The following is a 24053-nucleotide window of genomic DNA, read 5'->3' as shown; positions in this document are numbered from 1 at the left end:
GCCGGTCAAAAAGGGGATCCCCTGTGTAGGAGGGGATCCCTTTGCGTTGGACAAACTGAGAGTACTTGGGGGAGCGCCCTCAAGGTGCTAAGTCAAGCTGTGGCTTGGGCTGCCTTGGCTTGGTCGAAGGTTCCCGCAGGTTCATACAAAAACTCAAACAGGTTGCCGTCGGGATCCTTGCCATAGAAAGAGGCAGTGCCATCCCGGTGGCTGTGGATTTCCCCCACCAGGATCCCTTGGGATTTCAGGCGCTGGTGCTCTTGCCGAAGCTCCTCCAGGTTGTCGAAGACAAAGCCAAAGTGGGGCCCTGCTGCGCGATAGCCCGGCCCCAGCAGTGCCAGCCCATCCTCTCCCGCCTTCATGTAGGCCCAGTCGGGATCCTGCCAGACGTTGACCATGCCCAGCTTTTGGTAGAACTCCACCGCCTTGGGAATGTCCTCTACCCGGATGGCGACATGCCCGAGTTGTCTAAGTGCCATGTCATCCTCTGTGCTCAAGTGAGCCAACTGCAACGGTTCTCCTCCAGATCAGCTTGACACACTCCCCACCCCGAAGGGTAGGGATCCCTGCGGTAGGACAGAACTTTAGACCCAACTTTTTGACAGCTTGAGGCTGGGATCCCAATCCAGTCCATAGGCAGGACAGAAGATGGTTTCAACCCATTGGATTGGGGATGAACCAAGACTTATCCTGTTGGCTGCGCGGCCAAGAACCGCTCCAGCTCACTCAAAGCCTCTGCATCCATTTTGGTTTGCATGGGGCAAAACTTTGGCCCACACATGGAGCAGAACTCTGCCGTTTTGTAGATATCTGCTGGCAAGGTCTCGTCGTGATATTCTCGAGCTCGCTCCGGATCCAAAGACAGTTCAAATTGTCGGTTCCAGTCGAAGTTATAGCGAGCTCTGGACATCTCATCATCGCGATCCCTGGCCCCAGGCCGGTGACGGGCAATGTCGGCAGCATGGGCGGCAATTTTATAGGCAATTAAGCCGTTGCGCACGTCCTCTGCATTGGGCAAACCCAGGTGCTCTTTGGGGGTGACATAGCAAAGCATGGCTGCCCCGTACCAACCGGCTAAGGCTGCTCCAATGGCGGAGCTGATGTGGTCATAGCCTGCCGCAATATCGGTTACCAGAGGTCCCAAAACATAGAAGGGAGCCTCATCGCACTCTTCCATTTGCTTGCGCACGTTGAATTCAATTTGATCCATCGGCACGTGGCCGGGCCCTTCCACCATGACCTGCACATCGTGCTCCCAAGCCATGCGGGTCAACTGGCCCAGGGTTTTCAACTCCGCCAGTTGTGCTTCATCAGAAGCATCGTGCAAGCATCCCGGTCGCAAAGAATCTCCCAAACTGAAAGAAACATCGTATTTCTTGAAAATCTCAATAATATCGCGGAAGTGGGTATAGAGAGGATTTTGTTTGTGGTGGGCCAACATCCAGCGGGCTAGGATCCCACCTCCACGGGAAACAATTCCCGTCAGGCGATGGCGCACCAACGGCAGATATTCGATCAGGATCCCGGCATGGATGGTCATGTAGTCCACCCCCTGCTGGGCCTGCTTTTCGATAATATGCAAGATGTCTTCTGCAGAAAGTTTTTCGACGTTGCCGTGCACACTTTCTAGGGCTTGGTAGATGGGCACCGTGCCAATGGGCACTGGAGAAGCTTGGATAATGGCTGTGCGAATTTCATCCAAATCGCCCCCGCCGGTGGACAGATCCATAACGGTATCGGCGCCGTATTTGATGGCCAATTTCAGCTTTTCCAGCTCTTCGGCCAAGCCGGAAGAAGTAGGGGAAGCGCCAATGTTGGCATTGACTTTGCACCGGGAAGCGATCCCAATGCACATCGGCTCCAGGTTGGTGTGATGGATGTTGGCAGGGATGATCATGCGACCCCGGGCCACTTCCGAGCGGATCAGTTCCGCCGGCAGGTTTTCCCGCTGGGCCACATACTCCATCTCTTCGGTAATCACGCCCTGACGGGCAAAGTGCATCTGCGTTACATTTGCTTGCCCACGGCGACGGGCAACCCATTCGCTGCGCATGTTGTCAACTCCAGTGCTCGCTTTCCTACGCTGGTATGAACCAGATCAGGTTCTGAGGATGTAATCTCAGCCTGGGGATAATCCCCAGACACTCCTAGCGTGGTGTGATCATATCACCGAAATAGAGATGAGGCGGGGAGCTTTATAGTCTTTATTAAAAGAGTTTGAGATAGTACTAACCCTCACCCCTGGCCTCTCTCCCCATGAGATCCTGACCCTCACAGGGATCCCAGCCAGCGCCGCCAGCTCCACCAGGGATCCTTTCCCTTGCTGGCCCTGAACAGTTCGGCCACTTCCTCGCCGGTGGGCTGGGCAATAAAAGTCTTCAAGACGCTGTAGAGGCCGGGCTCTTCCTGCTGCCACACGCTCCAGGGATCCGGATAGGCGCGAAACAGGGCTCCCTCCACCAATGAGCGCAGGTAGTAGCTGGTCTCGAAGGTGCTCAGAAACCGCTGGCGCAGACGGCGACCGGCCAGACCCACACCCACGGTGGCGGCATCCTGCAATTGGGGGTTGAGCAGCACGACGGGTTTGGGATCCCGTCCTTTGGAAGCCAGCCCAGAGGGATCCCCGCCACTGACCGCTTGGCAAACCCGCTCCACCTGATCCAAGCTGTAAACCGCGGGCATCACCAGCAGGATGCTCTGTTCTGGGGTAGGTTGAGTGCGGGAAGTCAGGCTCTGCAATTCGATCCCTTCGGGTAGGGATCCCCATTCCCGCTGCGCCAGAGCCGCTCCGCCGGCATCGCTGAATAGCACCAAAGCAGGCGGTTGCAGCAGCTCCAAAAACGGACGGGCCAAGATTTCCGGTTTAATCTCAGGAGCCAGGATCTCAATGAGCAGGCGGCGATATCCTGCTTGCATAGCCAGCCGTGTAGCCTGGATGGCCTGCTCACAGGCCTGGGCCAGGTCGATGGGCAAGTTGGGAAATTGGGTTAGTTGCAGTTGCTCGGCCACAGTCTAGTCCAATTATGATTCAGCCAGTAACCAGGGATGCTCAGCCAGACACTTCTTCCCAAGCCTTGTGGGTGAGCAACTCCTCCAGAACCCGCACCCCCCGCAGTTGGTTGGAAAGGGGCAGGTGGCCCTTGGGGGCGGAGAGATCCCAGATGAACTCGTCAGGGTAGCGAGTCCAGTGGTAGCCCTGTTTCCAGCCGATGAGGGGCCAAAGGCGCTCCCAGTTGCGATTCACCCCCAACCACAATTGTCGCTGCACAGAGTAGCCAAAGCGATCCCCAGAGGCCACTCGCCACAGGTGATCAATCGTTCGCAAATCCTCCACCGGAATCCGGCTCACCTCAGAAAAATACAGCCAGCCCCGCCGCATTGCCCCCTCTCCCGCCGCCCGACATAGCAGTTGTAGGCTCAGCCGATCCGCCTCCAGCCAGGCTCCCGCCGATAACAGCTCCCGCAGAGGACGATAGTCGATATTCAGGGCTGAAGTCAGAGGGACGGTCACCATTGCCAAGTTGCAAAAGGTCTCCCTTGATTTTAGTCCCTGCTGTCCGTCCCCTCAGGTTTCAGGCGGGTACTTGGGCGGATCCCCGAAGATGATGCGATAGCCGATGTACGCCACCCCCAACAGCCCTGCCAGGATCCACAAGAAAGCCGAAAAGGGCATGTAGGAAAAAAAGACAAGATAAACCCGGCGACTGAGCCAAGAAAAAATAAGATAGACTGCCGCCAAAATGCCGATCCCTTGCAAGGTGCGAAAAGCCGGCACCCGCGAGAGAGGCATGCGCTGCCGCGCCACCCAGATGGAGCTAAGAAAAGTCCAGGGAGGCACCAGCAGCAAGAACATATCCGCCTGCTTCACCACCGCCTGCCAGCCGGCGGTGTTGGTGGCATAGGCCAAGTAGCCCGCCCAGAGGACAAGAGTTACCGCTCCCAAGCCGATACTTAAGCTGAGCAAAAAAGGTTCCTCCCATTGGCCTGGGATCCAGTCGCAGAGAACCCAAACCACCCAAGGGGTGGCAAAGAGCAAAAGCGCAATGGCTAAGCCATTGGCGTTGAGCTGGGTAAAAAACGTCTCCAGAGTCATGAACAGCAAAAGGAGCGAACGTCACCCTTGATGGTAATGATTCCTCCTTGAGGAAGCAATTCAATCCGTATACAAATCCACCTATTGTGGGCAATGCCCGCAAGGTTCACGGCCCGCCTGGGCACCCCGGTAAACGTTGCCAAGTAACACCAGCAGGGATAGGAGTAGGAAAAAGAAAAGGGATCCTTGACACTGGCCAGGGATCCCTTCCTAAAAAGCTCAAGACATTTCTCCGGCACGCTGCTGAGGCAACTCATCCAAGCCAATCTCCCCTTTGGCAAGAAGGAAGCCCGGCACCGGATTACCACTCCTCTGGACCAATCTGCCCCAGTCTGTTAACCCAATCTACAGACCTTGCAGCACCGTATCTGGGCGGGCCGACAGGTTCTGGATGCGGGTATCCTGGGCCGGCGGGGTGTCCGGTTCGGTGAACACGCCGATCTGCCGCAAATACCGAGCCAAGGCATCTTGCTCGCTGCCGGGGGTATCGAAGGTGATGCCGGAACTGGGGGCCAAGTTCACCCGGTTGGGGTTGGACAGGCGAGGGAAGGGATAGTCATCCCCACCGTTGGCCAAGAAGTCCAGGGTCACCAGGCGGAAGGTGCGTCTGGGATCCCCTTGCACTTGGCCGTTGCGCACCACCACATCCCGACCTGTGGGCGTATCCACCCGCAAGGAGAGGACGCGGGATCCCGGTGGCCGCGAGGGATCAAAGCTAAAGGCAAAGCCGCCAATTTGGGGGAAGCGGCCCGGCGTAGCTCCCGGCTGGGTTTGCGCCACCCCGTGTTCCACTATCTGCTTCAGTTCCTCAGCGGTAACAGTCAACAGAGAGAGGCCGTTGTTAAAAGCAAGGGCCGTTTCGATGTCCAGCTGAGAGATTTGACCGGACTGCTTGCCGGCTTCAGGGTTAGCCACCGGTGGGATGCGCCGCACCGGCTCACCGCCGCCGCCGCCGGTGGTAGCCCCAATGGGAGCGCGAATGCCACCGCCATTTTTCAGGGAGATAACCGTAGAAGGATCGACCGTTCTGGCGTAGGCCAAGTTGGCATCGGCAGTGAGGTTGCCCAGGTTGGTTTCCTCAGTGCGCACCTCTGCCCGCAGGCCGTTGAGAAATTGTGTGGTGGAGCCGAAGGTGCGGCCATCTTTGGTGCGGATGATGTTGCCAATTTCGTTGGCTATCCGCACTACGTCGGGATTGGGGGTGCCCCTGACAGCTGCTACCCCTTGGTCGTCGGTGGCATAGGCACCGCTCACCGGGTCAATGCGGGCAATAACCCCGTTGGCGTCAAAGCTGACCACCAGGCGGCCCACGTAGCGATAGTTGGAGCCGGTGTTGACCACCGCCACCGGTTGACCACTGGCGGAGGAGCGCAAGATGGGGTAGTCACCCGTGCGGGTATCGGGCAAATCAGTGCGCAGGCGATCGGTGGGCTTGGCGATCACCCGGTGGGATCCGCCGGCAATGATGATGTCCACATTTCGCAATTGGCTGGCCAGGGCTACCTCGTTTTGCAACTGTTGCAGATGGGCTAGGAGGATAATTTTGTTGATGCCCTGAGCGGTGAGTTGATCGACGAAGCCCTGGATTAGAGCGGCACTCACCTGGTCAGTATCGTCCACCCTGCCTTCTACCCTCACCTCGGGGCCGGGGCTAGAGATGGCCGCCAAACGGGTGGTGGTGGCTCCCACCAGACCGATCCGCTGCCCTCCTACCGTGATCACCGCCGTCTTGGCGATCTTGCCGCGGATAGAGCTGGCCTCTTGGCCATCGGCAGCAAAGTCAGAGCTAGCCAATTCGCCGGTACCGCTGAAGCTGAGGTTGGCGCTCAAGTAGGGAAAACGAGCCCCAGCGTAGCCGCGGCCAGTGTCGGGCCGGATGAGGTCGCGAATTTGGCGCGTGCCCTGGTCGAACTCGTGGTTGCCGAAGGCAGCCGCCTCAAAGCCAATGGCGTTGATGATCTCGATATCGGCTTTGCCAGGGGTGAGGTTGTAACGGCCTTGCAGAGACCGATCCGTGCTGGCGTTGTAGAAGGGGCTGGGGATATAGTTGTCCCCACTGGAGAGCACCACCGTATTTGGGAATTGGGGGCGCAGAGCGTTCACCACCGCCGAGAAGCGCGGCGCATCTTGTACGGCAGCGATCGAGGCTTCCAAGTCGCTGGCATGTAGGATTTGCAGGGTAAAAGCGGGCGGCTGAGTCGAGAGAGCCACATTGGGATCCGAGGCGATAAACCCAGCCCCTCCGCCGGTTGGGGGAACCGAGCTGCTGCTACCGCAGGCGCTGGCCAGGCTCAGCACCAAACACCACAACCCGACCCACAGGGACCTGGCCAGAGGGTTCAGCCAATCCGGGAGCCATCTCTTGGCAGGGGCAGACCCTCGAGCACGGCAAGCTGGTTTCATGACAATTCCTTCACTCCATCCACAAGAGAGGACGCATCCGCGTTCACGTTACCAAGGCTGGGATTGGGGTTTCGCTATGACCTGTTTAAGGTTAGGTCAAGCCTAGGTTAAACTTCCCCTGGATCCCAGCCAAATTGTTGCAAGTCCACCTGGCCCTCGGCGTCGAAGTGGATCCCTTCGGCTTGCAGCAGCGCTTTCTGCAGGTCGTCGTAGCCCAGGCGAAAAGGGGAGTAGGAAATGCAGCCCTGGGCGTTGATCACCCGGTGCCAAGGGATGTCGGTGTTTTGGCCTTGCAGGCGAAACAAAGCATAGCCCACCTGGCGAGCATAGCCGGGGTAACCGGCAACCCGCGCCACCTGCCCATAGGTGGCCACTCGGCCCGGCGGGATCCGCCGCACCACTTCGTAAAAGCGCTGGTAGAGGCTAGTAGATGGAGCGCTAGTGGAGCCAGACTGGGTCACAGGGATCCTCGCTCAAACTTGGCAGACAATAAGATGTGGAACGGATTAGATCCCCGGGTCCATGAGCTATTTAATCGCGGTACTGCCGGATCGCATAGCCGCTGAGGCGGCCTACAGCGCCCTGGAACAAGCCGGCTTTTCCCTGGAGCGATTGCATCTGCTGGGGCGAGGCTACAAGAGTGCCGACGAGTTTGGGCTGATTGACCCGGCCCAAGCGGCCCGCCGTCAGATGCGGCGCCTGGCCATTTGGTTGGTGCCCTTTGGCTTTTTGGCCGGGGTGGGGTTCAGCGTTTTGAGTGGTTTGGATACCTTTGCCTGGGCGGGACCTATAGGCAACCACCTGATCGGCGGCCTATTGGGCGCGATGGGCGGGGCCATGGGCAGCTTTTTCGTCGGCGGCGGAGTGGGCTTGTCTGGTGGCTCCGGCGATGCTTTGGCTTACCGCAACCGCCTCGCTGCGGGCAAGTACGTGCTCATTGTGGAAGAAGAGAACGAAACCCGCCTCCGCGAAGCCACGCGGATTTTGCGCCAGTTTGAGCCGGAAAATCTGCAAGGGTACAGAGAGCGCCCCTAGACTGGGAGATCTGGGCAGCTATTGAGAGAACTCAGGGAGGTCCAAAAGCATGTCTTGGCTGTGGCAGCAAGTCCCATCGCCGCTTGGGCGGTGGCGGAAGGAAGGGATCCCCAGCTTTGCCGCTGCTGGGGGTGCACTGGCAGTTACGGGGTTTTTTTCGCCGGCTTTTGCCCACCACGCCCTGGGAGGGAAACTGCCTGCAACGGCCTGGGAGGGATTTCTCTCCGGGCTGGCTCACCCTGTCATTGGCTTGGATCACCTGGCCTTCGTCGTGGCCATCGGTCTTGTGGCGGCGGGGCAGCCCTGGCGCTATGGGATCCCGCTGGGCTTTGTGCTAGCGGGTCTGGTGGGCACTGGGATCCACCTGGCCGGCTGGGATCCCCTGGGACTGACGGAGCTGGCCATTGCCTCTTCCGTGGTTCTCTTCGGCTTGCTGCTGGTGCAACCGCGGCAGATCCCAAGTTGGCTCTTGCTAATAGGGGGATCCCTGGCGGGGCTATTCCATGGCTATGCCTACGCCGAAACCATTATCGGCGCCCAACCCATGCCTTGGGTGGGATATCTACTGGGGTTGAGCACCGTCCAGTATGGGGTAGCTCTCCTGGCCCTTTGGGCAGCAGAACGCTGGGGGTTGCGGATCCCTGGCTTAACTCGCTGGGCCGGCTGGGCGATTACAGTGGTGGGGGCTGCCTTCCTGACCTTGGCAGTGGTGGGCGCGTAAAAAGCGCTAATTTTGCTCCCTTGCGCTCGGGATCCCCGATCCGGTACAAGGATAGCGGTGAAGATCTGTAAAACGAGGGGAGATCCCATGGAGCGCACCTTTATTGCCATCAAGCCAGACGGCGTGCAGCGGGGGCTGGTGGGCACCATCATCCAGCGCCTGGAGAGCCGGGGCTACCAATTGGTGGGCCTGAAGCTGGTGCAAGTGAGCCAAGAGCTGGCGGAAGCCCATTACGCCGAACACAAGGAGCGCCCCTTCTTCCACAGTTTGGTGAAGTTCATTACCTCGGGGCCGGTGGTGGCTATGGTCTGGCAGGGCAAAGGGGTGATTGCTGCCGCCCGTAAGCTCATCGGCAAGACCAACCCCCTGGAGGCAGAACCGGGCACCATTCGCGGCGATTTTGGCATCGACATTGGCCGCAACCTCATTCACGGCTCCGATGGAGTTGAAACCGCGCAGCGGGAGATCGCCCTTTGGTTCGATGAGTCGGAATTGGTGAGCTGGACACCGGTTGCCCAAAGCTGGATTTATGAGTAGGTACTTGCTGCAGGCAAGGGGTAGTCGTGTTCGCAGGTTCCAGACCGGAAGTAGTGCAGAGCGCTAGGGCCGTGTTTCGAACTGGCTTCGGCTGGCCGCAAGCGGCTCTGTTGGAAGTGCCTTGAACCACCCCTTCTCTGCCAAAACTCGAGCGGCAAGCAGGATCTGTTTGCTACTGAATTGTTGTTTTCTATCTCCCCAGGCGTAGAAGCTTTCCACCAACTCTGCCGTCGTGGAAGGGTGCCCACGAGTCACGATCCAGTGGACAGTAGCCAGCAATTCTAGACCATAGGGCGACTCAAAGCCCTCCACGAGGTCGCTGACACGCTCAAAGCGTTCTCTCGTCTCTGGCTGTCCAGCGAGATATCTATGGGCTTCCTCGACAGCACCGGGCACCAGTTCCAGCTTCTTGTCTGGTCGATCACCGCCCGAGCCGTACCCAGAGATGTAATATCCCTCGATTTCTTTGAGAACATGCCGCAAGTTCTCGGCGTAGGGTCCATGAACGCCCTTTGTAAATCGCAGGCGAAGCGGCTCCCCGGCTTCCTGCAGGAAGTACATCAGCTTGTGCAGCTCAAGCAAAGAGACAAACGGAACAAGTAGACCGTTTACATAGCGCTCCATAAGGCCCACCAGCACCGCTCTTCCCGGCGTCAAGGAAGGGATCTGGCCGCGGCGCATGCTCTTCGGTAAAGGCTGAGGCCCGGTGGGCTCAAAGACAAGGATGTGGACGTCGGGAAGTTCTGCTAGCGCCTGCTCGATGCGGGAGCGCACATCGGGCCAATGAAGACCCCCGAGGCCGCAGCCTAGGGGTGGCAAAGCGACTGAGCGCAGACCAAGATGCCTGATCTCCTCGGCAAGGGACTTCAGCCCAGCTTCTATATCCTCGATCCGCGACTTCCCCCGTCAGTGGCGCTTGGTGGGAAAATTGATGATATAGCGAGGATTAGTCAGCTTTCCCGTCTCGAAAACCAATAGTTTACCGGGCTGAACTTCCCCCCGCCGGCAGGCTGCGGCATAGGCCTTGAAGTTCCCAGGCCATGATTTCAAGTGCTGTCGCAGAACCAGTAACAAGAATCCCCTGCCTAAAAGCGGGGGGGTATGTCAAAATCCCTTGCAAGTTGTCTACATGGGTAATGTGGTAGATTTTGGGACTTTCTGGAATTGGCGCCATACCTCCGCTCCACGATGCAGCTTTGAAAAAGGCAGAGCCAGATGCGCTTCAGTCGGAACGAGAGTTGAGACCGACAGGCTTTTGAGCAGTGGAGCTCTCGCTTGGCTCGGGCAGATAGAGACGTTCTTCCGAGGCGTCATACTCAAATAGCTCCGCATAGCGTCCCCAGTCAATGGCGGTGGCAAACTGCCGTTCGGCTTCAGCGTGGGGGAAGTGTTCGTCCCAAAGATCCAAGAAGAAGTCCGCTCGCATGGAGCGGCTGCCTTTTTCTTCCAGAGTCTGCAAGATGCTGCGGAACACGGGAACCCGTGCCAATAGCTGTTGTCGGAAGAGATCCTTGCTGCGCAGGATGGTGGTGTTGGCAAAGTCCTGGCCAATTTCGGTCAGTTGCACCACCCCGCTGGCCACCTCGGCAAAGCCCAACAGCACCGCCGCATCCAAAATCGGCAGCAGATCGTCCACGGCCAGTTGCAGCCGCTCGGCCAAATCGGCAATCTCCGCCCGCCCTTGCGGCCACTCCACGATCAACTCCAGCAGACCGCTGATCCCGCCCACCCGCGCATGGGGCAGAGGCAGGGCATAGGGGGAAGTGGTCTTATCACCAGCCAGCGCAGGCAGAGCCACCTCTCCGGTAACAGCAATTTCGGGGTTGGTCATGATCTCGTAGATGTAGTCCACCAAGGACTTGAAGCGGGGATCCGTGCGCTCGTGGGGCCGCGGCAGATCTATTCTCACCTCCCCCCGGATCCGCCCCGGGTTGGATCCCAGAATCACCACCCGATCCGCTAAAAACACCGCCTCTTCGATGTTGTGGGTAACGATGAGGATGCTTTGGGAAGGGAAGGCTTGCGCATTCCACAGCTCATCAATTTCCCCCCGCAGGTTTTCCGCCGTCAGCACGTCCAAAGCGCTAAAAGGCTCATCCATAAACAGCACCTTGGGCTCTAGGACAAAGGCGCGGGCAAAGCCCACCCGCTGCTTCATCCCCCCCGAAAGCTCCTTGGGGTAAGCGTTCTCAAACCCATCCAAGCCCACCAAGTCAATGGCCTTCAGGGCCCTTTGCCGGCGGATCTCGCGGGGGATCCCTTGGGCTTGCAGCCCCAGCTCCACATTTTCTTGCACGGTCAGCCAGGGTAGGAGAGCAAAGCTCTGAAACACCATCGCCACATCGGGGTTAGGCCCGCGTAGAGGCTGGCCGTTGCTCAGCACCCGCCCTTGGCTGGGGGGGATCAGGCCCGCCATGATGCGCAAAAGGGTGCTTTTGCCACTGCCGCTGCGGCCCAGCAGAGCCAAGACCTCCCCTGCCCGCACTTGCAAATCAATTTGGCTTAAAACGGTAAACTCCCCCTTGCCCTCTGGCAAAGGAAAGCGCTTGTAGACTTTCTCAACCTCAATTAAAACGGGGGAAGCTGCAGAGCTCATAGAGAGATTGCCTCAGAAACTGAAAAGACTAAAGGTGATATTTTTCTTCCGCCAACTGATACAGCCGTCGCCAGAACAGACGGTTAATGCCCACCACAAACAAGCTCATCATGCCAATGCCCAAGGTAATGCGGGGCCAGTCTCCCACCGCCGTTGCCTCAGCAATGTAGGTGCCCAACCCCGTAGCCGTCAGGGTGGTGGATCCCCAGGCCACAATCTCCGAGACAATGCTGGCGTTCCAAGCGCCGCCGCTGGCCGTGACTCCCCCGGTGACCCAGGCGGAAAAGATCCCTGGAATGATCAGCTTTCGCCAGCGCTGCCATCCTCGTAAGCCCACATCCACGGCCATTTCTCGCAAGTCCGTGGGGATGCTTTGGGCACCGGCAATGGAGTTGAAAAGGATATACCACTGTGCTCCCAGCGACATGAGCAAAATGCTGCCCCACTCAATGCTGATCTGGGCGCGGATAAAAAACAACGTGGCAAAGGGAAAAAGGAAATTGGCCGGGAAAGCTGCCAGGAATTGCACCACCGGCTGCAGCAGTTTCGCCAGTTTTGGATTAAAGCCAATGGCCACCCCAATGGGAGTCCAGATCACCGTGGCGAACACCAGCAACACGCTAACCCGCAGCAGGGTGAGGATCCCTAGCCCGAAGGTCAGCATCACCTCTCCAAAGCCCACAGTGGTAGCCACAAAATAAACAATCCAAATCCCAATGCCGCCAATAGCTGCCCAGGAAAGCTGGGTTAGCAGCCGCTCGCGGCGTCGCTCGACCTCAGGACTAAGGGGATCCACCCAACGGGGGCGAGTTAAGTGGGACAACAGCCGATCCACCAACTCTGCCAAGGGGGACAGCCAACTGCCGATCAGCCGCGGGATCCGCGCCGTGGTCAGCAGATCGTACAGCCAGGATTCGGGGGCAGCAGCCCCGCTGCTCTGTTCCAGGCGAAACTTATCCGACCAAGCCACCAAAGGTCGCCAGAAGAGCTGATCCACCAGCAGGATCACCCCGGCCATGGTCAGGAGCGCCCAGCCCAGCTTGGGCAGATCCTCCGCCTGGACGGCCGCTTCCACATAGGATCCCAGGCCCGGCAGCGTGTATTCCTGGTTGAGCACGCTGATGGCTTCGCTGGCTGCCACAAAGAACCACCCTCCGCCAAAGCTCATCATGGCGTTCCAGATGAGGCCCACCATTGCCGCCGGCACTTCCAACTGGGTAAAGCGCTGCCACCCCGACAGGCGATACAAGGTAGCCGCTTCCACCAACTCTTGAGGCAGCGTGCGCAGGGATTGGTAGAAGGAAAAGGTCATGTTCCAGACTTGGCTGGTGAAGATGGCAAAGATAGAAGCCGCCTCCAGCCCCAGCAAGCTGCCGGGAAACAGAGCAATGAAACCGGTGACGGTAATGGAGAGAAACCCCAACACCGGCACCGATTGCAAGATATCCAACAGGGGGATCAAAATTCGCTCGGCCCAGCGGCTTTTGGCAGCAATGTAGCCATAGATCAAGGTAAAAAGGGTGGAAAAGGCCAAGGCAATGAACATGCGCAAGGTGGAGCGGGCCGCATAGTAGGGCAGGTTGCGCGGATCCAAGTCGATCCGGGGCACCACCGCCGGGGGCTGAAACCGCTCAAAAGCCCCTACCCCCACCTGCGCCACCAAGGCCAGGAGAACCAACGTGCCCAGAATGATGGCCCCATCGGCAGCCCCCGCTGGCAGCCGACGAAGCGCCTCCGGCGAAGGAAAAGTCCTCATCTTCCCTGACTAAGCCCGGCGTCCGCGCCCAGTGTATACCGTTTGCGGTTGATCCGGGAGGAGTTGCGAGCTCCCGGATCCAGCCGGCTACTCTTCCGGCAAGTCGGGGGGAGACTCCTTCCACTGGGGATCGTCCAAGATGGCTTTTTTGGTCTGCTTGAGTTGTTTCCACAGCTCCTTGATTTGCCAGTAGGCTTCTTCCGGGGTAATTTTGCCCCCGGTTTCCAAGCTACAAATCAAGGACACTTTATTGCTAAATTCCTGCAGGTTGGCATCAAAAACTAGGTTCTGCGGCTTCACTTCGCCCCAGTAGGGATAGCGAGGCGAAATGAATTCATCTTTGTTGGGAGGTTTGTTGGGAGGAGTTGGTTCTGCCACGGCCTAACCAGGGTAAAAGAATGGTTCACAACAAGAAGGTCAACATGAAAAGCTCCATTAAAGCAGGATCTACTAGCCCAGTTTATGGGCGTTTTCTCTTAACCGGCTTGGGTACTTTTGTGGGATCTCGCAGAGGATAAAACGGCTCTTGAATAGACGCTTCCCCACGTGTCGAGGGGGTGGAACTCTTCCTGGCTTTGGGTTGGGGGGGGGAACGCTTCAGGCGTGGGCGCGGCGGCGTTTTGAGTACTGGGCCGATGGGAGTGCCCGCCTCCACATAGAGCAGGGATCCGCGGCGGCGCACCTGCAGATCCCAGAAATTGCCTACCCCTTTGCCCGGCAGGGATCCAATCAGGCGCAATTTGAAGGCTTGGGGCTTGGGGGCTGCGGCTCCATCCTTCTGGACTCGCTGAGAGGGAGAGTTGGCGGAAGCTTTTTTGCCCGATTGACGGATCTTGACGATGATGAACCCTTTCTCCTGGGATTGAAAAACGACCTCGCCCCGGATGGAAAACCAATCCGGCACCACTGTTGGACGGGATCCCTCGGGGAGAGTTCGCCCCATTTCTTCTGGGGCCCACACCCCCAGCAACTGCACGTGCAGATCTTCGGTTTTGTCGCGGGTGCGAGGATAAACCACCCACAGATAGTTGCGTTCCGGCCGTAGATGCTTGCGTACCAGGCTCATCACCCGGCCCAGCAATACGGCATTGAGATCCAGGCCATCCGAGGTGCGCAAAATCCCGCGGGTAAAGTGCTCTGGGGAGGGGATGTATTGCCCTTCGATGAGGCCGATGGCTCGGTATTGCATCTTCTCCCCAGGCGGGGGGATGGGTTCCAAACAGACTCGCTCTCTTTCTGCCGCTTTCTTTTCCCCCAAGGTAGCGGTGGTGCTGACAACGGGCTGCAAGGACTCCGTCCCGCTGTCGCGAGCAGCACCAGGATCCTGAGCTTTTGCCGACGACAGGGATCCCTTGGCCTCGCCGGTTGAGCTGGGTCTGGGGGGCCGTACAGGTCGAAAGGGAGGTCTCAGATCGGAGGACATTGTGACGGTTCCGTTGCTGTCAATTCAGAATGCTCGGCGGCAGACATTTACCGTTGCAAAAACAGGCCATAACTTTGCTCTTGACCCAAGACCTGCTCAACACACCATTCACTAGCCTAACAACGCCCAACAGCGTCTTTCCATCCTGCTTCCATTGACAAACTCCCAGCAGGTGCCCTCGTCGGGAACTGGGGAGCCAGCAGTTGTCAACACTGTAGCCGACGTGTAGCCAATACTAGCAACTGTTCCAAGGGAATGGTTCTCAGGCTGCAGGATGTCTATTCCCCAGACAGGGCCATTGATATTGATGAGTATCTGTAGTTTTTTCCAGCAACGCTGACTGGAGCCAATAGAGGTGTTTTTGCACAGCCGGGATCCAACTGGCCGATCCCCAGGGCTCCCGCAAAGGCTGGGGCGCATGATCTTTCCCGAGCCGATGGGATCCATTAGCCATTCCTGGGGTTCACCGTTTAGGCGGGCGTTGCCCACACCTGCGGAGTGAAGCTGCCGTGTAGGCCATAGGGAATGTGGTGCCGCAATGGGATACGCGCGACGGGGCCGGCTGTCAGGTCGGCTGCTTCTAGGATCACCACTTGAGAGCGCTGGCTGGCCGCATCAAAAACCACCGTCACGATCCACCCTGCCTCTTCGCCCTGACCTTCTGGATCGGGGATGAACACCGGTTCTCCCACAAAGCCGCGGGGGGCAAAGCTGTACTGCTGTGTGCGGCCTGTGGCGGTATCCAGCTTGAGGATGGCCTGTAGGGGAGCATTGGGGCCAGGAGCATGGGTGGCCCCGATGTAGATGTAGCGGTGGGATCCCCCCATTTGAGCCGGGTGGATGGCCGGAAACTCCACCGAGCGATCCAGCAGCAGTTCCCGCTTCACGCTGCCCCCCTTGGGATCCAGATAGAACCGCCACAGCTTGCCCGCCGGAATCTGGGCAAAGTCAATCTGCAGGTAATCGGCATCCGGCTCCAGGGCAGGGTAGTTCTCATAGAGGACGGCATCCACCACAACCCGATCCCCGACTTCGTAGCCGTTGACAAAATGGAAAACAAACCCCGGCTCCGCTTCCAGTTGCAGCGGCTTATCGCCCTGGGGAAAGAGCCAGATGCGGGTCGGCTCCCCCGGTTTCAAGGTCAGACAGGTGCCCGCCGGTTGCCAGCCCAACACAAACGGCAGGGGGTTGAAAGCCAAGGGATTTTGGAAAAAGATGCGGTAGCGGGGTGTCCAGACAAAATCATGCAGAAAGGCAAAGCCCCGCAGGCGGTAATCCCGCTTTTCCACCAAGCGCCCGCGCGAGTCCAGACGGTAAAACAGCAACGTGGAGTTCTGGGCAGCCCGCACCCCAAAAGCAATGAGATCTCCCGTGTGGGGATCCCGCCGGGGATGGGCAGTGAAAGGCTGGCTGGCCGAGATCCCTCCTGCAAACGTTTCGATCCCCTCGGTGGCCAAGGTGGCCGGGTTCAGCCGGTAAGGGGCACTGGCCTCCCACAGGGCCAGCAGCTTGTCTCCCTGGTAGATGACATTGGTGTTGGCGGGATTTTTAAACCGCAAGTCGAGAAAGTTGCTCCACCAGCCGCCCGGCTTTTGGGTGCCAAACACCCCTCGGTAGAGCACCCGACCGGCTTTTTCCTCTGCTTCAAACTCGCGGGTGCGCACAAACCGGTTGCGAAAATGAACCTTCCCCTCCACAAAGGTGATGGCGCAGACCATGCCATCGCCATCGAACGGGTGCCCGTAGCGCTGGGATCCCGCCTCCAGCTTGCCCGGGCCGTTGCGAAACAGGGTTCCCCGCAACCCTGCCGGGATCCGTCCTTCGATCTCCGTAATCCAATAGTCGTACTCCTGGGATAGGGAGCGATAGCCCAATTGCCAGTCGGTGGTGCTGTAGGGAAGGGAAGCGACGCTGACCATGGAAGATCTGCATGCAACGCCCTCTATTGTTGCTTAAACTTTTGTGAAGTCGCCAGTTTTTCTGGGCCGGGATGGTCTCCTGGGTGGGGATCCCCAAGATGGAGTCCCGCCAACTGGACTATGGTAGAAAATGCCCCCGAAGCGCCTGACAGGATAGACAGCACCCATGTTTGATGCCCTCTCCGAGAAGTTGGAATTGGCCTGGAGAAAGCTGCGCGGCCAGGACAAGATCACCGAAACCAACATTCAAGAAGCTCTGCGGGAGGTGCGGCGAGCCCTGCTGGATGCGGATGTCAACTTGCAGGTGGTGAAGCAGTTCATCGAGGATGTGCGGGAAGCTGCCCTGGGATCCGAGGTCATCCTGGGGGTGACGCCGGATCAGCAGTTCATCAAGATCGTCCACGACGAGCTGGTGAAAGTGATGGGGGAAGCCAACGTGCCCATTGCCCAAGCGGAGCAGCCTCCCACCATTGTCCTCATGGCCGGTTTGCAGGGATCCGGGAAAACCACCACCTGCGCCAAGTTGGCTCTGTATTTGCGCAAGCAGGGCAAGAAGTCTCTCATGGTGGCCGGAGACATCTACCGTCCGGCGGCCATCGACCAGCTCAAGACGCTGGGCCAGCAAATTCAGATCCCCGTTTTCGACCTGGGCAAAGCAGATCCCGTCGAGATTGCCCGGCAGGGGGTGGAGACGGCCCGGCAGCAGGGCTACGACTACGTGATTTTGGACACTGCCGGTCGCCTGCAGATCGACCTGGAGATGATGGCGGAGCTGGAGCGGATCAAGGCGGCGGTGCAGCCCCACGAGATCCTGCTGGTGGTGGATGCCATGATCGGCCAAGAGGCAGCCAGCCTTACCCGAGCCTTCCACGAGCGCTTGGGCATCACTGGGGCCATTCTCACCAAGCTGGATGGGGACACCCGCGGTGGGGCCGCCCTTTCCATTCGCCAAGTGTCCGGTCAGCCCATCAAGTTCATCGGTGTTGGCGAAAAGGTGGAAGCGCTGGATCCCTTCTACCCGGATCGCATGGCCTCCCGCATTCTGGGTATGGGGGATATCCTCAGCTTGGTGGAAAAAGCTCAAGAGGAAATCGACCTGGGAGATGCCGCCAGCATGGCGGAGAAGATGATGACTGCCCAGTTTGATTTCACCGATTTCCTCAAGCAGATGCGCCTAATTAAACGCATGGGATCCTTGGCAGGGCTGCTGAGACTGATGCCAGGGATGGGCAAAATCAGCGAGGAACAACTGCAAAAGGGACAAGACCAACTGGCCCGCGCCGAAGCCATGATCAACTCCATGACCCCCGAAGAGCGGCGCAACCCGGATCTGTTGGCCCGCAGCGTCAGCCGCAAACGACGGGTGGCCCGCGGATCTGGCCACAAGCTGGAGGATGTCAGCCGACTGGTCAGTGATTTTCAACGCATGCGCGACATGATGCGCAACATGGGCATGGGTGGCGGTTTTCCCGGTATGGGTTGGGGGGGTGGGCGTACCTCTCTTCCCGGCGGGGATCCCAGTTGGCGCGGACGTTCAACGGCCTCTCCCTCTCGGCAACAGCCCAGCCGCAAACCGGGCAAAGGTGGGGGCAAAAAAGGGGGCGGCAACCGCGGATTTGGGGGCAAGTAGGATAGGACTATGCCCTTCCACGTTGTTTTGGTTGCCCCAGAGATCCCGGCCAACACGGGGAATATCGCCCGCACCTGTGCAGCCACCGATACGCCTCTCCATCTGGTGGATCCTCTGGGGTTTCGCCTTTCGGATCGCTACCTCAAGCGGGCGGGGCTGGACTATTGGCAGCACGTCCAACTGTATCGCTACCCCTCTTGGTCTGCTCTGGTGCAGGCCCACCCTGAGGCCCGGTTCTGGTGTTTTAGTGTGCGCGGCAAAGCCCTCTATACGGAAGTAACCTATCAGCCGGGAGACTGGTTGGTGTTCGGCAGCGAAAGCCGGGGGTTGGATCCTCTGTTCTTGGAAACCTATCCCAGCGTGCGCATCCCACTGCGGGGGCCGGTGCGCAGCCTGAACCTCAGCAATGCCGTAGCGATTGCCCTTTTTGAGGCGCTACGTCAGCAGGGATCCCTGACAAAAGAATAAGTGGTCGGGTTGGCCCTGATATAATAGCTACTTCTCCCCGTCAGGAAGATGTGTGCTCTGCAGTATCTGCGCCCCGACTTGCTCTACCTCAAGCCCTACGACGCCGTGCCTGCCCCGGCTGCCGACAAGCTGGATGCCAATGAGTTCCCCCTCGATTGGCCGGCGGGCTTTAAGCAGAAGCTCTCCCTCCTTTGGGAAAAGGGGATCCCCAGCAACCGCTATCCCGATGCCCACCACCGGGGCCTGAAGCAGGCCATCGCCGCCTATGCCGGAGCGGAGCCAGAGCAGATCAGCCTGGGCAATGGGTCGGATGAGCTGATCCGCTCCCTGCTGATTGCCACCTGTCTGGGCGGGCGGGGCGGCATTTTGGTGGCAGAGCCCACCTTCTCCATGTACGCCATCCTGGCCCAGAGCCTGGGGATCCCAGTGGTGCGGGTTCCCCGCGACCCGGAGACGTTTGCTCTGGATCTAGAGCGATGTCAACAGGCTTTGAGGGAGCATCCGATTCGGGTGGTGTGCCTGGTGGATCCCAACTCGCCGACGGGGAATGGCCTGACGGCTGCAGAGTGGGAGTGGGTGGAAGGGCTGCCCGAAGAGATTCTGGTGATTTTGGATGAGGCCTATTTTGAGTTCAGCCGGCACACAGCCCTGCCCAAATTGGCGGAGCATCCCAACTGGGTAATCTTGCGCACCTTCTCCAAAGCCTTTCGCCTGGCGGCCCACCGGGTGGGCTATGCTGTGGGTCATCCACAGCTTATGCAAGTGTTGGATGGGATCCGCCTGCCCTACAACCTCACGGCCCTTTCTCAGTGGGCGGTTCAGATGGCTTTGGAGCATGCCGAGGAGCTTTTGGCCGACGTGACGCTAATTTGTCAGGAGCGGGAAGCCCTTTATCAAGCTCTGCAGGAGCTGCCAGGGGTGCGGGTGTGGCCCAGCCAAGCCAACTTCCTCTACTTCCGGGTGGCCGGCTGGGATCCCCAAGAGCTGCAGCGGGCCTGGCAGGAGCTGGGGACTGGTGTGCGCTACACGGGTGGGGGGCTGCGTCTGACGGTGGGCACCCCTGAAGAGAACCGACGGGCCTTGGAGCGCCTGCGCCAAATCCTGCAATAGGCCTCCCGGCCTGCGTTCGGAGCCAGCCTAGGTGGATGGGTCGGCGCGCGAAAAGCGCTGGATCAAGCTGTGCACCTGCTGCAAGTGTCGTTCGTCCAGATGCTCCAGCGCCTGGGCGATTTCCGCTCTGAGTCGGCTCTGGGTGTCGGTTTGGGCCCGCTGCAGCAGCCAACTTTGGATCGGGCTGGGGTACTCCACAAAGTCAAACGCCCAGGGATCCCGTTCGTCCAGCTCAGGTTCTGCCTGGGGCAGTTGCTCCCCCCAGCGCTCTTGAGCCTGTCGAAACTCCTCTGCCAAACGGTCTGTTGGGCGTCCTTCTGCTTGGAGAAACTCCTGATACCTTTGGTGGGTCACCAGCCAGCGCTGCCGGATTTGAGAGCGTTGCTGCCTGCCGGTTCTGCTTTCGGTAAAGCGCTCGTAAAACCTGAGCGTATCTCGGTAGTGGCCCAGTCGCTCACAAGCCAAGCCCACCTCCAGGGGCTGTAGCCACCAGGCCCGCTCCATCTGTGTGCTGGTAACCACCTCGTGCAGGAAATCTCGCAGGCCGGGCAATTGTCGCCTCAGCTCTTCCCAGTTGGTCTGGGTGTCCCGGGCCATGCAGGCCACCAGCTCGTAATCGTGTCCCCGCTGCCACGCCTGAGGATGGGCCTGCACCTTTTTCCAGAGCTTCTCCCACTCTCGGCACTGGATCAGAACTCGCAGCATCAGCGGCCAGTCTTTCAAGCGCTCCAGACTGGTGACGACGTCGCCGATGTACTCTGCCCACTCGCCTGTGAGGGGACGTCCCGCCTCCTGCCATCGGTCCAGCACCACCGAGTCTTGGCGGTCTTTGGATAGCCACCTCACCTTGCCGGGAAGGGGTTCCAGGTGGATCTTGGCCCGGTAGTAGGGGGAATGCTCCGTTTGGCCCCCCTGATCCCAAACCTCTACCGCCCGCTCAAATTCCTGCCGATAGAAGTGACAGATACCCCAAATCTTGTAGTACTGATTCGCGAACGGCTGCCGCTGGCCGAGAAAGGCCAGACGTCCCTTCAAAGCCTCAAGGGTCTCTTGCAAAAACCAGCTGCGGGCCTCTTCCTGGGGGCAGAAAGTTCCCAAGTTGTTGAGAACTTGCTCAAGCTCTGCCAAAAATTGCTGTACACACTCTTTCCAGGTGGAATCCGTTCGTGTAAGCGGGACGAAGTCCCTATCTTTGGGGCTGACTTCAACGCTCAGCCAATCTCGCACCCGCACCAGTTGTCGAAAGCGCTCTGCAGGCTTGGCGGAGTTTTTTTGCACCACCACCATCAAGTCCACCAAGGGGCTGTAGTCTGGGATCCCAGGACATCCAGCAAAGTAGGCGGCGTTACGCTGCAGCTCCAACCAGGCCTTCCCTCTCCAAAAGCACTCCCAGGCTTCTCGTTGGAGATTTTTGTTGGGCAAAGCAGACTGCTCCAGGCTCAGGAACTTTTGCCCTGCGGAAACGTAATCCCTCTGGAGCTTGAGGAGCCAGGCCTGACATTCCTGTTCTAGAGGTGGTTTTTTTGCCTTCCGCGCCAGAGTTTGAACATCCTCCAGAAGTTTGAGGTTGCCCTCCTCGATGCCGCGCCTGAGAAGCTCAAGAGCTGCCTCCTGCAGATCTTCCAAGCTTGTATTGGTCCAGTACTGGATATTGATGCCTTTGACAGGGTAACCCAATACCGGTGGGTCGGTCTCCCATTCCGACCGATCCGGTTGCAGAGAAGGATGATCGAGCCAAGAGTTGGATTCTAAGCTTGGATCCCAGAACTCCCGCCAACCGGCAGAGGTGTCCACAATGGCCAGGGCCTCGATGGGGCGGGTAATGCCGACATACAATTGGTTGAGAAAATAATGGAGTTGCAGGGATATCGCCTCCCCAGCTCCTCGGGCGTAATAATTAAGCTGCCGGTTAAAGTTTTGTCGATAGGCGTTTCCAAACTTGTAGAGGATAACTTTTTTGAACTCCATTCCCTTAACAGACGTAGCAGTTTGCAGGAGCGGTGGTTTAAGATTCTGCTTCAATTCCTCGGCAAAGATCTTCTGGAGTTCGGGATCCTGACGCACGTAGTTCAGCTCCTCTCCCACAGGACAGGGTAAGATACAGACTGTTCCTGTGAGATCACTAAGCATTTTTCTAAGCTCATCTTCGATTAAGTTTCTTTCCTGACCATCCAGCACAAACCTTTGAACCGGCATGCCCTGCTCATGGGGACGCCAGGGCTGTTGGGGATAGATTTCTCGACTCTTGCTGAGAACTCGCCGCCACAGGTTGACTACATTGCTAAAACGAGTAACTTGTGGATTGCTGCGATAGTTGTTTCTCAGCTCCTGTGGGCCTGCAATCTCAAAGGGATGGCTCGGCAACAAGTAGGCGCGGATATGCTCGTAGAGGTATTTTTTCAGGGCAGCCCAACGAAATCCCGTCGGGTTAATGGTTTGCAAGGGATCCCCGGCAAAGGCATAGGGCAGGCGCTCAATAGCCCAATCCAACTTGTATTTTCCCCAAGGAGATAAGCAAAAAATGATATTCAGCTCAAGTTGGGTAAAGTCCTGAACCTCATCGCAAAAAATGACTGGATGAATAGGATTAAGAGTGCCATTCTGCAGCACATCTCTGGCCAAATCTTGGTCATCCCAGTAGCCCTCATGGGTGGTTCGATCCCGGTAACCCGGCCAAATCTCTTCGTAAATCCGCTCGAAGGCTTCTTCATCCACACTGCGGTCGGCCTCAGGCAATTCTCGGTAGCTATCGGGATCCAAATAGTCACTGACCTCATAGCCTTTGATCAGCGTGCGAATGGTGTGCCAAGCCAGCTCTACATCGCGGCGACCACAATACCAGCTCTGAAATCGATAAAAATTGACATACCGATCCGGTTGGTAGCGTTCTTGCCGCTCGGCAGGAAGGCAGTTCAGCAGGTAATCCTGAAAAGTGCTAAAAAAAGTTTGACATTGCTGAATTTCCTCCGTGGAGAAGCTGCACCCCTTCTCCCGATAGCGGTGGCTGATGCGCAAAATTGAACTTACCCTGTCGCGGGCTTGCTGCACCAAACTGGGGCTGTAGGTCAAAAAGAGAGGGCGGTACTCAAGAGGTCTCTGTTTTGAAGTTTTGAGGTAGTGGCTGCAATAGTCGGCAAAGCGGTAGTACAACATCAGAGATTTGCCACTCCCGGCCCTTCCGTTGATCAGTAGGGGCATGGATGTACTCTGCAGGATTTCTTCCTCCTCCATGGACAAAGCCAAATTTCCCTCTGTGATCTCCTGCATTTCCAACCAAATGGTCTCATCCATCACCATGTAGTCGGGGTAGGCGCGGCGGGCATATCGCTTCCAAATCTCTAAAGATTGTGGGTGTTGGAGAATATCCGGCTGATCGGCCCCCCTCCCAAATAGGCAAGTTCGGCGCCCCAGGTCAAACCGCTCTCTCTGCTCCGGAGCGTGGTCGTAAACTCCAATTAAAAATGGAGATAAGACTTTTTCCTGCTCACATACCTGCACCAGGCTGATAGCCAGATGTATCGAGCCTTCCCGCCAGCACCTAACCTCAGTTTCTGGATAAAACAGTGGTAGTTTCCAGTAGAGATTCCCTTTCTCATCGCCAATGAATTGCTCTACCGCCCGATACACTTGGCGCCGCTGTTCTAGAGAAAGGGCTTGCACTTGCCGAACCCATTCCCCGCTTTCCAACACAAGCCGCTCCTGCGGATTGGGAGCATTCAAGAACTGTGTCCATTCATACAGCTCGTCGGGCAGAGGGGGGAGATGGTTTGGCGGATCCACTGGTTCCCGCCGTTGCGCCAGCCACGCCTGCAACCGGTCATCGGGCACCCAGCTCCGCACCCGCTCTTGATAATCCGGATCTCGCCGTCGGTCTAAGAACTCCCGGTATTCGTGACTGCCTCTCGGCCAGAGGCCAAACAAAACCAGAACGGGTACCTCGCCTACATAGCGCAGCTCCCCCACCAAGCGAATGTTGTTGCGGAGATTACGCTTCCAGTAAGGGTAACGAACGTCAAACAACTGGCTCAAAAGGGTGCGACCCCCCTCTTCCAGCCGTTCTATCAATGCTTCTAGGTTGCACTGGGTTTTGCTTCCCAGAAACTCCTCCGGGCAATATACATACATGGGATCCCGCCGGGTATACCTGGAAGCCATCCTAGTGCCGGACTACTGGCGAAAATTGCCGCTGTGCCAAAAGTCTTAATTTTTTTCATAATCCCCACGTAGCCCACAACTACCTATGTAGCCATTTGCAAACTCACAAAACATCTCGATTCAAGCTTTTGTAAACTACCCGACACCCGCGCTATGCGCAGGGTGCGGGCTTTATCCCAATCCCTAGCGGCCCCAGAGGACAGCTAA

The 24053-nt window shown here is 58.1% G+C and carries 20 protein-coding genes, 1 pseudogene and 1 riboswitch; of the genes and pseudogenes, 6 read left to right on the top strand and 15 right to left on the bottom strand.

Features of this window, described 5'->3' with window-relative positions; all coding sequences use genetic code 11:
- Positions 1 to 92 precede the first annotated feature (92 nt).
- The 7 genes from NW870_RS05830 to NW870_RS05800 form a co-directional block, all read right to left on the bottom strand.
- Positions 93 to 479: a VOC family protein gene (locus tag NW870_RS05830; RefSeq protein ID WP_414330014.1), complete on the bottom strand. Its 387-nt coding sequence runs from the start codon at positions 477 to 479 to the stop codon at positions 93 to 95.
- Between the two features lie 206 nt (positions 480 to 685).
- On the bottom strand, positions 686 to 2053 hold the full coding sequence (gene thiC / locus NW870_RS05825) for a phosphomethylpyrimidine synthase ThiC (RefSeq protein WP_414374413.1): 1368 nt from the start codon (positions 2051 to 2053) through the stop codon (positions 686 to 688).
- A 5-nt stretch (positions 2054 to 2058) separates the two neighbouring features.
- A riboswitch (TPP riboswitch) is annotated at positions 2059 to 2159 on the bottom strand.
- Positions 2160 to 2271: 112 nt separating this feature from the next.
- Positions 2272 to 3009, bottom strand: coding sequence for a DUF1995 family protein (locus tag NW870_RS05820; protein WP_414374411.1), 738 nt, complete (start codon positions 3007 to 3009; stop codon positions 2272 to 2274).
- Between the two features lie 40 nt (positions 3010 to 3049).
- Positions 3050 to 3514 (bottom strand): GUN4 domain-containing protein, encoded by a 465-nt coding sequence (locus NW870_RS05815; protein WP_414374409.1) that lies wholly within the window; start codon positions 3512 to 3514, stop codon positions 3050 to 3052.
- Positions 3515 to 3565: 51 nt separating this feature from the next.
- Positions 3566 to 4093 carry a hypothetical protein gene (locus NW870_RS05810; protein ID WP_011431942.1) on the bottom strand — a complete coding sequence of 176 codons (528 nt, stop codon included), beginning with the start codon at positions 4091 to 4093 and terminating at the stop codon, positions 3566 to 3568.
- Positions 4094 to 4438: 345 nt separating this feature from the next.
- Entirely contained in the window at positions 4439 to 6391 is a 1953-nt protein-coding gene (locus NW870_RS05805) for a bifunctional metallophosphatase/5'-nucleotidase (protein WP_414374435.1), read from the bottom strand.
- Positions 6392 to 6603: 212 nt separating this feature from the next.
- Complete coding sequence (locus tag NW870_RS05800) at positions 6604 to 6957, bottom strand: MGMT family protein (RefSeq protein WP_414329999.1); 354 nt, start codon at positions 6955 to 6957, stop codon at positions 6604 to 6606.
- Positions 6958 to 7018: 61 nt separating this feature from the next.
- Between NW870_RS05800 and NW870_RS05795 the strand changes: the two genes are divergently transcribed.
- The 3 genes from NW870_RS05795 to ndk all read left to right on the top strand — a co-directional run bounded on the left by NW870_RS05795 (position 7019) and on the right by ndk (position 8789).
- Positions 7019 to 7531, top strand: coding sequence for a hypothetical protein (locus tag NW870_RS05795; RefSeq protein WP_011431939.1), 513 nt, complete (start codon positions 7019 to 7021; stop codon positions 7529 to 7531).
- Positions 7532 to 7580: 49 nt separating this feature from the next.
- A complete protein-coding gene (locus NW870_RS05790) occupies positions 7581 to 8252 on the top strand; it encodes a HupE/UreJ family protein (RefSeq protein ID WP_011431938.1) in 672 nt (223 codons plus the stop codon).
- 87 nt (positions 8253 to 8339) lie between these two features.
- On the top strand, positions 8340 to 8789 hold the full coding sequence (gene ndk / locus NW870_RS05785) for a nucleoside-diphosphate kinase (RefSeq protein WP_011431937.1): 450 nt from the start codon (positions 8340 to 8342) through the stop codon (positions 8787 to 8789).
- 63 nt (positions 8790 to 8852) lie between these two features.
- Here ndk and NW870_RS05780 read toward each other — a convergent pair whose 3' ends face one another.
- From NW870_RS05780 to NW870_RS05750, 7 genes and pseudogenes are all read right to left on the bottom strand, one after another.
- Positions 8853 to 9470 (bottom strand): hypothetical protein, encoded by a 618-nt coding sequence (locus tag NW870_RS05780; protein ID WP_414374408.1) that lies wholly within the window; start codon positions 9468 to 9470, stop codon positions 8853 to 8855.
- A gap of 96 nt (positions 9471 to 9566) precedes the next feature.
- Positions 9567 to 9680: pseudogene (locus NW870_RS05775) on the bottom strand (macro domain-containing protein); the annotation flags it as partial.
- A gap of 331 nt (positions 9681 to 10011) precedes the next feature.
- A complete protein-coding gene (locus tag NW870_RS05770) occupies positions 10012 to 11385 on the bottom strand; it encodes a nitrate/sulfonate/bicarbonate ABC transporter ATP-binding protein (protein WP_414374406.1) in 1374 nt (457 codons plus the stop codon).
- 28 nt (positions 11386 to 11413) lie between these two features.
- Positions 11414 to 13141 (bottom strand): ABC transporter permease, encoded by a 1728-nt coding sequence (locus NW870_RS05765; RefSeq protein ID WP_414374404.1) that lies wholly within the window; start codon positions 13139 to 13141, stop codon positions 11414 to 11416.
- Positions 13142 to 13228: 87 nt separating this feature from the next.
- Entirely contained in the window at positions 13229 to 13519 is a 291-nt protein-coding gene (locus tag NW870_RS05760) for a hypothetical protein (protein WP_414355373.1), read from the bottom strand.
- 82 nt (positions 13520 to 13601) lie between these two features.
- The gene (locus NW870_RS05755; RefSeq protein WP_414355376.1) at positions 13602 to 14564 is read right to left on the bottom strand and encodes a hypothetical protein; all 963 of its coding nucleotides are present in this window, start codon (positions 14562 to 14564) and stop codon (positions 13602 to 13604) included.
- Positions 14565 to 15034: 470 nt separating this feature from the next.
- On the bottom strand, positions 15035 to 16483 hold the full coding sequence (locus tag NW870_RS05750; RefSeq protein WP_414374402.1) for a carotenoid oxygenase family protein: 1449 nt from the start codon (positions 16481 to 16483) through the stop codon (positions 15035 to 15037).
- Between the two features lie 166 nt (positions 16484 to 16649).
- On the opposite strand from NW870_RS05750, the gene ffh reads away from it, so the two are divergent.
- Genes ffh through NW870_RS05735 form a run of 3 tightly spaced genes read left to right on the top strand, consistent with a single transcriptional unit; the run spans position 16650 to position 19691 of the window.
- A complete protein-coding gene (gene ffh / locus NW870_RS05745; protein WP_011431929.1) occupies positions 16650 to 18113 on the top strand; it encodes a signal recognition particle protein in 1464 nt (487 codons plus the stop codon).
- 9 nt (positions 18114 to 18122) lie between these two features.
- A complete protein-coding gene (locus NW870_RS05740) occupies positions 18123 to 18581 on the top strand; it encodes a tRNA (cytidine(34)-2'-O)-methyltransferase (RefSeq protein ID WP_011431928.1) in 459 nt (152 codons plus the stop codon).
- Between the two features lie 48 nt (positions 18582 to 18629).
- Positions 18630 to 19691 (top strand): histidinol-phosphate transaminase, encoded by a 1062-nt coding sequence (locus NW870_RS05735; RefSeq protein ID WP_011431927.1) that lies wholly within the window; start codon positions 18630 to 18632, stop codon positions 19689 to 19691.
- A 27-nt stretch (positions 19692 to 19718) separates the two neighbouring features.
- On the opposite strand, the gene NW870_RS05730 is transcribed toward NW870_RS05735, so the two are convergent.
- Positions 19719 to 23846 (bottom strand): hypothetical protein, encoded by a 4128-nt coding sequence (locus NW870_RS05730; RefSeq protein WP_414374400.1) that lies wholly within the window; start codon positions 23844 to 23846, stop codon positions 19719 to 19721.
- Between the last annotated feature and the right edge of the window lie 207 nt (positions 23847 to 24053).

The sequence above is a fragment of the Synechococcus sp. R50.1 genome (genome assembly GCF_047462115.1).
GTDB lineage: Bacteria > Cyanobacteriota > Cyanobacteriia > Thermostichales > Thermostichaceae > Thermostichus.
Note: the sequence above shows the minus strand (reverse complement) of the source record. Positions and strands in the feature narration are given on the sequence as shown.